Annotated in this window: 12 protein-coding genes; 9 read left to right on the top strand and 3 right to left on the bottom strand. The window is 61.9% G+C overall.

The annotated features are described in order from the left end of the window. Window positions 1-242: 242 nt before the first annotated feature. From L9B60_RS13685 to L9B60_RS13670, 4 genes are all read left to right on the top strand, one after another. Complete coding sequence (locus L9B60_RS13685) at window positions 243-1238, top strand: ArsR/SmtB family transcription factor (RefSeq protein WP_249679339.1); 996 nt, start codon at window positions 243-245, stop codon at window positions 1236-1238. 19 nt (window positions 1239-1257) lie between these two features. Then, on the top strand, window positions 1258-2448 hold the full coding sequence (gene metK / locus L9B60_RS13680) for a methionine adenosyltransferase (RefSeq protein WP_249679338.1): 1191 nt from the start codon (window positions 1258-1260) through the stop codon (window positions 2446-2448). Between the two features lie 197 nt (window positions 2449-2645). After that, the gene (gene ligB / locus L9B60_RS13675; protein ID WP_249679337.1) at window positions 2646-4322 is read left to right on the top strand and encodes an NAD-dependent DNA ligase LigB; all 1677 of its coding nucleotides are present in this window, start codon (window positions 2646-2648) and stop codon (window positions 4320-4322) included. 83 nt (window positions 4323-4405) lie between these two features. After that, on the top strand, window positions 4406-4801 hold the full coding sequence (locus L9B60_RS13670) for a DUF1090 domain-containing protein (protein WP_249679336.1): 396 nt from the start codon (window positions 4406-4408) through the stop codon (window positions 4799-4801). A 7-nt stretch (window positions 4802-4808) separates the two neighbouring features. On the opposite strand, the gene L9B60_RS13665 is transcribed toward L9B60_RS13670, so the two are convergent. From L9B60_RS13665 to L9B60_RS13655, 3 genes are read right to left on the bottom strand one after another with little or no spacing between them, the layout of a single operon-like run. Further along, window positions 4809-5258, bottom strand: coding sequence for a c-type cytochrome (locus L9B60_RS13665; RefSeq protein ID WP_249679335.1), 450 nt, complete (start codon window positions 5256-5258; stop codon window positions 4809-4811). Between the two features lie 4 nt (window positions 5259-5262). Beyond that, window positions 5263-5652, bottom strand: coding sequence for an MAPEG family protein (locus tag L9B60_RS13660; RefSeq protein ID WP_249679334.1), 390 nt, complete (start codon window positions 5650-5652; stop codon window positions 5263-5265). A gap of 14 nt (window positions 5653-5666) precedes the next feature. Then, on the bottom strand, window positions 5667-6500 hold the full coding sequence (locus tag L9B60_RS13655) for an EamA family transporter (protein WP_249679333.1): 834 nt from the start codon (window positions 6498-6500) through the stop codon (window positions 5667-5669). Window positions 6501-6678: 178 nt separating this feature from the next. Here L9B60_RS13655 and L9B60_RS13650 point away from each other — a divergent pair, with 178 nt between their 5' ends. From L9B60_RS13650 to otnC, 5 genes are all read left to right on the top strand, one after another. Beyond that, window positions 6679-7923 (top strand): cation:proton antiporter, encoded by a 1245-nt coding sequence (locus L9B60_RS13650; protein ID WP_249679332.1) that lies wholly within the window; start codon window positions 6679-6681, stop codon window positions 7921-7923. Window positions 7924-8006: 83 nt separating this feature from the next. After that, entirely contained in the window at window positions 8007-8780 is a 774-nt protein-coding gene (locus L9B60_RS13645; RefSeq protein ID WP_249679331.1) for a DeoR/GlpR family DNA-binding transcription regulator, read from the top strand. A 178-nt stretch (window positions 8781-8958) separates the two neighbouring features. Beyond that, the gene (gene ltnD, locus L9B60_RS13640; RefSeq protein WP_249679330.1) at window positions 8959-9864 is read left to right on the top strand and encodes an L-threonate dehydrogenase; all 906 of its coding nucleotides are present in this window, start codon (window positions 8959-8961) and stop codon (window positions 9862-9864) included. A gap of 9 nt (window positions 9865-9873) precedes the next feature. After that, entirely contained in the window at window positions 9874-11166 is a 1293-nt protein-coding gene (gene otnK / locus L9B60_RS13635) for a 3-oxo-tetronate kinase (protein WP_249679329.1), read from the top strand. Then, the gene (gene otnC / locus L9B60_RS13630; protein ID WP_249679328.1) at window positions 11163-11801 is read left to right on the top strand and encodes a 3-oxo-tetronate 4-phosphate decarboxylase; all 639 of its coding nucleotides are present in this window, start codon (window positions 11163-11165) and stop codon (window positions 11799-11801) included. The genes otnK and otnC overlap by 4 nt, the downstream gene beginning before the upstream one ends. Window positions 11802-11814 lie beyond the last annotated feature (13 nt).

Below are 11814 nucleotides of genomic sequence, written 5' to 3'. Positions count from 1 at the left end.
CTTGAATGATACGGAATTGGAAAAGACCGGCATTTTCCCCTAGGCACGTGCCTCTGGGCAATGACAGATGGTCACTGTGCAGCGTTTTTCCTGCGTTCATTGGGCTAAATGTCGGCCGGCTTCCAACGTTTGTCTGCAATGGACTCCCGATCGGGCCATTCGGCTCCGCTGATCAGGCAATATCAAAACTTTTTGATATTGCTCTTGCAGCGATTGTTCACCGTGTCTAGACTGCCGGCCCTATGAACCTACGCGTGCCCACGATCCGTCATGAACAAAGCGATGAGCTGGCTGCCCTGTGCAAGGCCGGCGGCGACCCGCTGCGGCTGAACGTATTGCGCGCCCTGGCCAACGATTCGTTCGGCGTACTGGAGCTGGCGCAGATCTTTGGTATCGGCCAGTCCGGCATGAGCCACCACCTCAAGGTGCTGGCCCAGGCAGAACTGGTGGCCACCCGTCGCGAAGGCAATGCCATTTTCTACCGTCGTGCCCTGCCCGACGCCGGGCTGCTGGGCGGGCGCCTGCACGCCGCCCTGCTCGACGAGGTGGACTGCCTGCAATTGCCGGTCGAGGCGCAGGCGCGCATGGCCACCGTGCAACGTCAGCGAGCGGCGGCCAGCAAAGACTTTTTCTCGCGCATGGAAGAGAAGTTTCGTGCGCAGCAAGACCTGATCGCAGGCCTGGCGCAATATCGCGAGAGCCTGCTGTCGCTGCTCGATAGCCTCAGCTTCGGCGAACAGGCCACGGCACTGGAAATTGGCCCGGGTGACGGCGAGTTCCTCCCTGAGCTGGCCCGCCGTTTCAGCCAGGTCAGCGCACTGGATAACAGCGCCGACATGCTCGACCTGGCGCGCCAGGTGTGCCAACGCCTGGCCCTGGGCAATGTGCAACTGCATCTGGCCGATGCCCTGGGCGACTGCGCCATCGCTGCCGATTGCGTGGTGCTGAACATGGTGCTGCACCACTTCAGCGACCCCGCCCAAGCCTTCAAGCAGTTGGCCGCCCGCATCACCCCAGGTGGCAGCTTGCTGGTCACCGAGTTGTGCAGCCATGACCAGAGCTGGGCCAGAGAGGCCTGCGGTGATCTCTGGCTAGGTTTTGAACAGGAAGATCTGGCCCGTTGGGCCACCGCTGCGGGACTCGTTCCCGGGGAAGGCCTCTATGTAGGCTTACGTAATGGTTTCCAGATCCAGGTCCGCCATTTTCAACGGCCGGCTGGCAACCCCCTCCATCGGTAAACTCAGGAAAACTATCGAAATGAGCGAACACTCCCTTTTCACTTCCGAGTCCGTGTCCGAAGGGCATCCGGATAAAATCGCCGACCAGATTTCCGACGCGGTGCTGGACGCCATCATTGCTCAAGACAAGTTCGCCCGCGTGGCGTGCGAGACCCTGGTGAAAACCGGCGTTGCCATCATCGCCGGCGAAGTGACCACTTCAGCCTGGGTAGACCTGGAAGACATCGTTCGTAAAGTGATCGTCGACATCGGCTACAACAGCTCCGACGTCGGTTTTGACGGTGCCACGTGCGCTGTCATGAACATCATCGGCAAACAGTCGGTGGACATCGCCCAAGGCGTTGACCGCAGCAAGCCTGAAGACCAGGGTGCCGGCGACCAGGGCCTGATGTTCGGTTACGCCAGCAACGAAACCGACGTGCTGATGCCCGCGCCGATCTGCTTCTCGCACCGCCTGGTAGAACGCCAGGCCGAAGCGCGCAAGGCCGGCGAACTGCCATGGCTGCGCCCGGATGCCAAGTCCCAGGTCACCTGCCGTTACGAAGGCGGCAAGGTCGTGGGTATCGACGCTGTCGTACTGTCGACCCAGCACAACCCGGAAGTGTCCTACGCCGACCTGCGTGAAGGCGTGATGGAACTGATCGTCAAGCAAGTGCTGCCAGCCGAGTTGCTGCACAAGGACACCCAGTTCCACATCAACCCGACTGGCAACTTCATTATCGGTGGCCCAGTGGGCGACTGCGGCCTGACCGGCCGCAAGATCATCGTCGACACCTACGGCGGCATGGCCCGCCACGGTGGCGGTGCATTCTCCGGCAAGGACCCATCCAAGGTTGACCGTTCGGCTGCCTACGTGGGCCGTTACGTTGCCAAGAACATCGTCGCCGCCGGCCTGGCCGATCGTTGCGAGATCCAGGTTTCCTACGCCATCGGCGTGGCCCAGCCTACCTCGATCTCGATCAACACCTTCGGTACCGGCAAGCTGTCGGACAGCAAGATCGTCCAACTGGTCCGCGAGCACTTCGACCTGCGTCCGTACGCGATCACCAAAATGCTCGACCTGCTGCACCCGATGTACCAGGCCACCGCGGCCTACGGCCACTTCGGCCGTACCCCGTACGAAATGACCGTGGGTGATGACACCTTCACCGCGTTCACCTGGGAGCGCACCGACCGCGCCGAAGGCCTGCGCGCCGCAGCCGGCCTGTAATACGGCTGCCTGGTAGGAGCGGATTCATCCGCGAAAAAAACGCCGCGATACGCCTGACGTATCGCGGCGTTTTTTTTCGCGGATACCTCCATCCAATTTCACCCTTAAACATGAAACCGGTGGCAACAGGTTATTCCGACCTGTGCACGTCATAGCTTCTAGGCTTGAATTTCCCAAGCCGAGCACGGAAGCTCCCCATGCCCACCCGCCTGCTGTTTACCCTGGCCCTTTGCACAGGCCTGGCCCACGCTTGCCCCGACTGGAACCCCGACCAGGCCCGCAGTGAAATCATCACCCTTGAGCAGCGCCTGGCCGAGTGGGACGACCAATATCATCGTTTGGGCGTCTCGCCGATTGCCGATGAGCTCTATGACCAGTCACGCCGTTGGCTGGCCGATTGGCAACAGTGCTTCCCAGCCATCGTGCGACCGGAGCCTTCGCCGCTGAAAACCGCGGCCGGCCCGGTGCCTCACCCCATACCCCATACCGGCGTGAGCAAACACGCTGAACAGGCCTCCGTGGAACAATGGCTCAAGGGCCGCGAGGATGTCTGGGTACAACCCAAAATCGATGGAGTGGCGGTGACCGTGGTCTATCGCAAAGGCTTGCTGCATCAGGTCATCAGCCGTGGCGATGGTGTGCTTGGCCAGGACTGGACTCGCCCAGCGCACTCGATCGCCGCCATACCCGCCAGGCTTCCCAGGCCTGTAGACCTGTTGATTCAGGGCGAGCTTTACTGGCGCCTGGACGGCCACATACAAAGCCAGCACGGCAGCGCCAATGCCCGGAGCAAGGTCGCCGGGCTGATGGCAAGGCAATCTTTACTGAAAACAGAAGGCGATCAGATTGGCCTGTTCGCCTGGGACTGGCCCGAAGGCCCGGCCACGTTGCCCGAGCGCTTGGCGGCCTTGGCACAACTGGGTTTTACCGAGCCTGCCGCTTACAGCCAGCCGATCCAGGACGCGCACCAGGCCCGATACTGGCGCGAGCACTGGTACCAAAGCCCGCTGCCTTTTGCCAGCGACGGCCTGATACTGCGCCAAAGCCAGCGCCCGCCCGCAGCACGCTGGCAAGCCAAAGTGCCTTACTGGATCGCGGCCTGGAAATACCCCTATGCCCAAGTACTGGCAGAGGTTCGAGACGTAACCTTCACCATCGGACGCACGGGTCGGGTGACACCTGTGCTGGAACTCAAACCGGTACAGCTCGACGACCGCAAGGTCAAACGGGTGAGCGCCGGCTCGCTGGAGCGCTGGCGGCAATGGGATATCCGCACTGGCGACCGAGTGGCCGTGGATCTGGCGGGCCTGACCATCCCGCGTCTGGCCGGGGTGGTGTGGCATAACCCACAGCGCCTGCCCCTTTCTGTACCGACGCCAGAGGACTATCACCTGTTCAGTTGCTGGCGCCCTGTTACAGGATGCGAAAGCCAGTTTCGCGCACGCCTGGCCTGGCTTGGCGGCAAACAAGGGCTAGCCATGCCACACGTAGGGCCGGGCACCTGGGACCGGCTAATAGCCAACGCCAAGATCAATGGCTTGCTCGATTGGCTCACGCTGGATGCTGCCAGCCTTGCCGAAGTCCCAGGGCTAGGCGAACGCTCCAGCCAACGATTGCTCGCAAGCTTTGCTCAAGGCCGTGACCGCAACTTTGCTGCATGGCTCAAGGCACTGGGTATGCCACCTGCGGGCGACACGCCACTTGGCGAGCACTGGCAAACGCTTGCCCAGTACGGGGTGGAGCAGTGGCAGGCGCGAGCCGGAATAGGCGCGAAACGCGCCAACCAACTGCATGAATTTTTTCGACACCCGGAAGTGCTCACACTGGTGGGCCAATTGAAAGAAGCAGGCGTCGATGGTTTCACCGATTCGTAGTACCTTGAACCGGAATCAGAAACTTCCTACAGACAAACGCCTCAATTAGTTCTCCAATGGAGCGGTATTTTTACGGAGTCACCATGAAAACCTTACCTCTGCTGGCCATAACGGCCCTGTTCAGCTTCTCATCCACTGCATTGCTGGCAGCCGAAGACACTCCGGAGCTCACCGGCTGCGCGGCCAAGCAACAGGCCGTGCAAACCCAGATCGACCAAGCCAAGGCCGCTGGCAACGGCAACCAGCAAGCCGGGCTGGAAAAAGCCCTGAGTGAAATCAAGGCCAACTGCACCGACGCCGGCCTGCAGAAAGAGCGCGAAAACAAAGTGCTGGATGCCAAGCGTGAGGTCAACAAGCGCCAGAGCGACCTCGACAAGGCCATGAAAAAAGGCGATTCGGACAAGATCAACTCACGCAAAGACAAGCTCGCCGAATCGCGCAAGGAATTGCAGGAAGCGGTGGACGAGCTCGACAAGTAACCCCCACTCAGTGGTCGCGAAACTCCTTGTGACATGCCTTGCAGGTGTCTTCGACCTTCTGCATGGGCAGGGCCAGGTCCGGCGCATTCAGCGGCTGGGCCTGGCTGGCGATCACCAACTCGCCGGTCGCTGACTCCAGCGAGCGAGCCAACTGCTGGAAATGCGCCTGCTTCTCCCACACATCAGCCTTGGCACTGGTGTGGTCCTCTTCCCTGACCTGCGGAAAATGCGCCCAAGGCTGATGGGACAAGCTGTCCAGTTTAAGGGCGTTCTGGGCAAATGTCGGCCCATCGAACGGCAACCGTCCGCGCAACATCCCGCCCATGTCTTCACTGGTCTTGAGCATCTGCTTGAAGATGGCCTTGCGCTGGCCCAACGGCGAGTTGGGGTCCACACCCCCGCAAGCGCTCAAGGCAAGGCAGGCCAGCAGAGCAATGGCGAATGCTTTATTGGTCATTTGCTCAGCTCACCGAGACAAAGAAGAAACTTACGATCAACCCAACGCCAACGAACCAGACCAGCGAGCGCAACATCGCCCAATCCGCCAGGTAGCAGATGATGTACAGCAGCCGGCTGGTGATGAACATTACCGACATAACGTCCATGGTTACTTGCTGGGCGTTACCCACGATGTCGGAAATGATCACGGCGGCAATGAATGCCGGGTTGATCTCGAAGCTATTCAATTGCGCGGCATGAGCCCGCTTGGCAAAGCCTTCCAGGTTGTCGAGGAAAGTGCGCGGGTCATGGTTTTGCCGTGGCCCGAACTTGCCACCGCTGAACTTGGCAACCCCGGTACAGATATAGGGAAGAAACAGGGCGATCAGGACACACCAGAATGCAACGGTCATAAGCAGCTCTCTTATTAAAATTTCATGATCAACATGCCAATCAGCACCAATGCGCAGGCGATGAGCCTGGGCCGGCCGAACGGTTCTTTCAGGTAACGCATGCCAAACAGCACCACCAGGATGACGCTGATCTCGCGCAGCGCCGCGGCCTCTGCCACCGAGCCCAACTGCATGGCCCAGAGCACCAGAGCGTAACTGAACAGCACGAAAAAGCCGACCGTCACCCCCAACTTCCACTGGGTTTTCCAGAAATACCTGAAGCTTTCGCGCTTGCTCACAAGCGCCACCAATGGGAATGGCCAGGCACTGATCAAGGTCAACCACACCAGGTAATCCAAGGGGTGCGACCAGCGCCGCAATGCTTGGCCGTCCAGCCACGTATAACTGCCAATGCACAAGCCGATCAACGCCACCACCGGCAGCATCGTCCATGGCAAGCGATCACCACCCCCGCCCTGCCACAGCAAGCAGGCCATGCCACACGGTATCAGCAAAATCCCGAGGATCTGTTGCGTGGTCAGCACCTCGCCGGCAAAGGTCAGGGTCAACGCCAACACCACCAAGGGCGACAAGCCACGCATCAGCGGGTAGACCAACCCCAGGTCCCCCACCCGATAGGCTTGAATCAACAGATAGCGATACAGCAGCTCAAACCCGGCCGACGCCAGCATCCAGGGCCACACCTCGGCCGGCGGAATATCGACAAACCCCACCAGTGCCACGACAAACAACAGCGCCACGGTGTCCATGCTGGCAATCACCAGCAGGCGCTCGGCGCTGAACTTGATCAGGGTGTTCCAGGCGGCGTGCAGGACGGCGGCGAGCAGTACCAGGGTTGTTGCTAACACGTGGCGGTCCTTGCTGTTTCTTTTGGAGCGCAATCTGTAGCAGTTGGCGGGGGTAGCGTCTAGACCGTAGTGAGGGCCGAACCCACCCACAATCCCAAGGTCCAACCCGCTGTGCCCCCAGCCACCCCCAGGGCATCCAACCTCTATACCTTCGCTAAAAACCACCATGGGAGCCCGGATGCTCGAGCTAGTCGCCGCGTTTATTTGCCTCACCACCCTCCTCACCTACGTCAATTTCCGCTTTATCGGCCTGCCACCTACCATCGGCGTGATGGTCACGGCATTGATGTTTTCCTTGCTTTTGCAGGGCCTGAGCTTTCTCGGCTACCCCGGCCTTGAAGACCGCGTGCAAGGCCTGATCGGCCAGATCGACTTTGGCGACCTGTTGATGAACTGGATGCTGTCGTTCCTGCTGTTCGCCGGCGCCCTGCACGTGAACCTGAGTGACCTGCGCAGTTACCGCTGGCCCATCGGCCTGCTGGCGACGTTCGGCGTATTGATCGCCACCTTCGTGATCGGCACGCTGGCTTACTGGATTTTCGCCATGTTCGGCTGGCACGTGAGCTTCCTGTACTGCCTGCTGTTTGGTGCACTGATCTCGCCCACCGACCCCATCGCGGTACTCGGCGTGCTGCGTACGGCCAATGCTTCCAAGCCACTGAAAACCACGATCGTCGGCGAATCGTTGTTCAACGATGGTACCGCGGTGGTGGTGTTTACCGTGTTGCTGGGCATCGTCGCCCAGGGCGAGCAGCCCACGGTCAGCGAAACGGCCCTGCTGTTTGCCCACGAGGCCATCGGTGGCGTGCTGTTCGGCGCGCTAATCGGCTACGTGGTGTACCGCATGATCAAGAGCATCGAGCAATACCAGGTGGAGGTCATGCTGACCCTGGCGCTGGTGATCGGCGGTTCGGCGATGGCCACCGAACTGCATGTGTCGGCACCGATCGCGATGGTGGTGGCCGGGCTGATCATCGGCAACCTGGGCCGCAAGCTGGCGATGAACGACATGACCCGGCGCTACATGGACGGTTTCTGGGAATTGCTGGATGACATGCTCAACGCCCTGCTGTTCGCGCTGATCGGCATGGAACTGTTGCTGCTGCCGTTCTCCTGGCTGCACATGCTGGCCGCCAGCCTGCTGGCGGTGGCAATCCTGCTGTCACGCTTGCTCACCGTGGCGCCGGCCATCCTGTTGCTGCGCCGCTGGCGCAGCGTTCCCAAGGGCACCATTCGCATCCTGACCTGGGGCGGCTTGCGCGGTGGCGTCTCGGTGGCACTGGCGCTGGCCCTGCCGTTGGGCCCCGAGCGCGACCTGCTGCTGAGTATCACCTACATCGTGGTGCTGTCCTCGATCCTGCTGCAGGGCCTGAGCATCGGCAAGCTGGTCAAGTCAGTGACCCGCGAGCCTGCCGAAAGCTAAAGCGAGAATGGCCTTTTCGCGGCTCGCCGGCGAAAAGGCCAACGCGCTAAGATAGGCGCTTAACGACCTCTTCAGGATTGCGCATGTCTGCCCCGATGATCCCCGACCAGCGCCGCGAGCTTATCCTTCGCCAGTTGCGCAAGCATCAGGTGCTCAGCGTTCATCAGCTGATGGAAATGTTCGACTGCTCGCACATGACCGCGCGGCGCGACATTGCCCTGCTCGAGCAGGAAGGCCGCGCCTATTCGGTGACCGGCGGGGTGCGCATTGCCAGCCAGCTGCACAGCGAGCCCAGCCATCAATCCAAGGCCGTGGTGGAATTGCCGCAGAAACAGGCCATGGCCAAACTCGCGGCCGGGCTGCTGCGCGCCGACATGACCCTCTACCTGGATGCCGGCACCAGCAACCTGGAGATCGTGCCGCATATCGCCGCGCTGACCGGCATGACCGTGGTCACCAATGACTTCGGTATCGTCCACGCCTTGGCCGACGCCAGCCACGTCGACGTCATCCATACCGGCGGGCTGCTCGACCACCCCAACCGCTCCTGCGTCGGCGGCCTGGCAGCGGCCACCTTGCGTCAGATCGCCACCGACATCGCTTTCATGTCCACCGCTTCCTGGGACTTGCAGCGCGGCATCACCACGCCTTCAGCCTTGAAGGTGGAGGTCAAGCAGGTGGCCATGCAGTCGGCTTCGCAAACCGTGCTGGTGGCCACCAGTTCCAAGTACGGCACCTTCGGCATGTACAAGATCGCCGGGCTCGAGCAGTTCGATGTGATCATCAGCGACCAGGCCCTGGCGCCTGGCGCCGCAGACAGCGTGCGCAAGCTGGGTGTTGATCTGCTGCTGGCCTGAGTTGCCGCGCCGCACCTTTCACGGATAAATCCCCCCTAACTGACCGTCGGTTCCCGAGGGCTTGCGCCTGCCCGCCGAACATGCGATGTTAATATTTGTTAATTTTAAAAAATACTTCACAAGATCCGATCACGCGCTCATGATCGGGTTTGCGGGAACAATTGCCAGGAGTACTGCCATGAATAACAAAAACGTCGGTGTCATCGGTCTGGGTGCAATGGGGCTGGGCATTGCCCGCTCGCTGCTGCGCTCAGGTTTCAATGTGCATGCCTGTGACGTACGCGCCGCAGTGACCGAACAGTTCGCCAACGAAGGCGGCGTTGCCTGCGACTCACCGGCGGCCATGGCCGCGGCCTGCGATGTGATCATCACCGTGGTGGTGAACGCCGAGCAGACCGAAACCGTACTCTTTGGCGAAAACGGCGCGATCGCCGCCCTGCGCCCTGGCAGCCTGGTGATTGGCTGCGCTACCGTTGCCCCGACCTTCGCCGTCGAGTTGGGCGAACGCCTGGCCGCGCAGAACCTGTTGTACCTGGATGCCCCCATCTCCGGCGGTGCCGCCAAGGCGGCGGCTGGCGAAATGACCATGATGACCTCAGGCCCTGCCGCCTCCTATGCCAAGGCCGAAGCGATCCTCAATGGCATGGCCGGCAAGGTCTACCGCCTGGGCGACGTGCATGGCCTGGGCTCGAAAGTAAAAATCATCAACCAGTTGCTGGCCGGCGTGCACATCGCTGCCAGCGCCGAAGCCATGGCCCTGGGCCTGCGCGAGGGCGTCGACGCCGACGCCTTGTACGAAGTGATCACCCACAGCGCCGGCAACTCGTGGATGTTCGAAAACCGCGTGCCGCACATCCTCAAGGCCGACTACACGCCGCTGTCGGCCGTGGACATCTTCGTCAAGGACCTGGGCCTGGTGCTGGATACCGCCCGCGCCAGCAAATTCCCGCTGCCGCTGTCGGCCACTGCGCACCAGATGTTCATGCAAGCCTCCAGCGCCGGGTTCGGCCGCGAAGACGACTCTGCCGTGATCAAGATTTTCCCGGGCATCGAACTGCCTGTCGCCAAGACCGAGCAGAACTGAGGCCACGCCATGAGCACTACTGCACATCGCCCATTGCTGGGCTGCATCGCCGATGACTTCACCGGCGCCACGGACCTGGCCAACATGTTGGTGCGCGGCGGCATGCGCACCGTGCAAAGCATCGGCATCCCCAGCGCCGAAATGGCTGCTGGGCTGGATGCCGATGCCATCGTCATCGCCCTCAAATCGCGTACCACGCCGGTGGCCGAAGCGGTGGAAGAGTCGCTGGCGGCATTGGCCTGGTTGAAAGACCGTGGCTGCGAACAGGTTTTCTTCAAATACTGCTCCACCTTCGACTCCACCGCCGCTGGCAACATCGGCCAGGTCAGCGAAGCATTGCTGGAAAAGCTTGGCAGCGACTTCACCCTGGCCTGCCCGGCATTCCCGGAAAATGGCCGCACGATTTTCCGTGGCCACCTGTTCGTACAAGACCAGTTGCTCAGTGAATCGGGCATGCAGCACCACCCGCTCACGCCCATGACCGATGCCAACCTGGTGCGCGTGCTGCAATCGCAAACCCAGTTGAAAGTCGGCTTGCTGCGTTATGACAGCATCGCCAAAGGCGTGGAAGCGGTGCGTGGCCGTATCGCGCAATTGCGTGCCGAGGGCGTGGGCATGGCCGTCGCCGACGCACTGTCGGATGCCGACCTCTACACCCTGGGCGCCGCGTGCGCCGACCTGCCACTGCTGACCGGCGGCTCTGGCCTGGCCTTGGGCCTGCCAGAGAACTTCCGCCGCGCCGGCAAGCTGCGTGACAGCGATGCGGCGAAGCTGCCGACCATCAACGGCGGTGAAGTGGTGTTGGCCGGCAGCGCCTCGGTGGCCACCAACGGCCAGGTCGCCACCTGGCTTGAGGCCGCTCGCCCAGCCCTGCGCATCGATCCCTTGGCCCTGGCCGCCGGCAAACCGGTGGTCGAGCAGGCCCTGGCCTTTGCCCGCGATGCCGGGCAGACCGTATTGATCTACGCCACCAGCTCGCCGGATGAAGTCAAAGCCGTGCAGCGTGAACTGGGCGTGGAGCGCGCCGGTGCCCTGGTCGAACAGGCGCTGGGCGAAATTGCCAAAGGCCTGCTTGCCGCAGGCGTGCGACGCTTCGTGGTCGCCGGTGGCGAAACCTCCGGCGCCGTGGTGCAAGCCCTGGGCGTGCAATTGTTGCAAATCGGCGCACAGATCGACCCGGGCGTGCCGGCTACCGTCAGCAACAGCGCGCAGCCGCTGGCCCTGGCGCTCAAGTCCGGCAACTTCGGTGGCCCGGACTTCTTCGCCAAGGCCCTGAAGCAACTGGCGGGAGGTGCCCAATGAGCGACGAAAAAGCCCTGCGTGAAGAAATCTGCGACGTCGGCCGCCTGCTTTACGGTCGCGGCTACACCGTCGGCAGCGCTGGCAACATCAGTGCCCGGCTCGACGACGGTTGGCTGATCACCCCCACCGACGCTTGCCTGGGCCGCCTGGTGCCGGAGCAGATCGCCAAGGTCAACCTGGCCGGCGAATGGATCTGTGGCGACAAGCCGTCCAAGACCTTGGCGCTGCACCGCCAGGTCTACGACCGCAACCCCGAGGTCGGCGGCGTGGTGCATACCCACTCCACCCATCTGGTAGCCCTGACCTTGGCCGGCGTCTGGCAACAAGACAACATTTTGCCGCCGTTGACCCCGTACCAAGTCATGAAGGTCGGGCCGATCCCGCTGATCAACTACGAACGCCCCGGCTCGCCAAAGGTCGCCGACCAAGTCGCCCTGCTGGCCAACAGCGTGCGCGGCGTGATGCTCGAGCGGCTCGGCCCGGTGATCTGGGAAAGCTCGGTGGCCAAGGCTTGCTATGCGTTGGAAGAGCTGGAAGAAACCGCGCGACTTTGGTTGATGACCGACCCCAAGCCCTCCCCTCTGGACCCAGGCGCTTTGGAAGACCTGCGCCAAGCCTTCGCGGCCAAGTGGTAGTGACCTAAAAAAA

Source organism: Pseudomonas abieticivorans (assembly GCF_023509015.1).
In the GTDB taxonomy this organism is placed as follows: Bacteria; Pseudomonadota; Gammaproteobacteria; order Pseudomonadales; family Pseudomonadaceae; genus Aquipseudomonas; species Aquipseudomonas abieticivorans.
This window is presented reverse-complemented; position numbering and strand designations above follow the sequence as displayed.

Coding starts and splice junctions, on each gene's coding strand:
- L9B60_RS13685 (WP_249679339.1), top strand. CDS start 243: ATGAACCTACGCGTGCCCACGATCCGTCATGAACAAAGCGATGAGCTG.
- metK (WP_249679338.1), top strand. CDS start 1,258: ATGAGCGAACACTCCCTTTTCACTTCCGAGTCCGTGTCCGAAGGGCAT.
- ligB (WP_249679337.1), top strand. CDS start 2,646: ATGCCCACCCGCCTGCTGTTTACCCTGGCCCTTTGCACAGGCCTGGCC.
- L9B60_RS13670 (WP_249679336.1), top strand. CDS start 4,406: ATGAAAACCTTACCTCTGCTGGCCATAACGGCCCTGTTCAGCTTCTCA.
- L9B60_RS13665 (WP_249679335.1), bottom strand. CDS start 5,258: ATGACCAATAAAGCATTCGCCATTGCTCTGCTGGCCTGCCTTGCCTTG.
- L9B60_RS13660 (WP_249679334.1), bottom strand. CDS start 5,652: ATGACCGTTGCATTCTGGTGTGTCCTGATCGCCCTGTTTCTTCCCTAT.
- L9B60_RS13650 (WP_249679332.1), top strand. CDS start 6,679: ATGCTCGAGCTAGTCGCCGCGTTTATTTGCCTCACCACCCTCCTCACC.
- L9B60_RS13645 (WP_249679331.1), top strand. CDS start 8,007: ATGTCTGCCCCGATGATCCCCGACCAGCGCCGCGAGCTTATCCTTCGC.
- ltnD (WP_249679330.1), top strand. CDS start 8,959: ATGAATAACAAAAACGTCGGTGTCATCGGTCTGGGTGCAATGGGGCTG.
- otnK (WP_249679329.1), top strand. CDS start 9,874: ATGAGCACTACTGCACATCGCCCATTGCTGGGCTGCATCGCCGATGAC.
- otnC (WP_249679328.1), top strand. CDS start 11,163: ATGAGCGACGAAAAAGCCCTGCGTGAAGAAATCTGCGACGTCGGCCGC.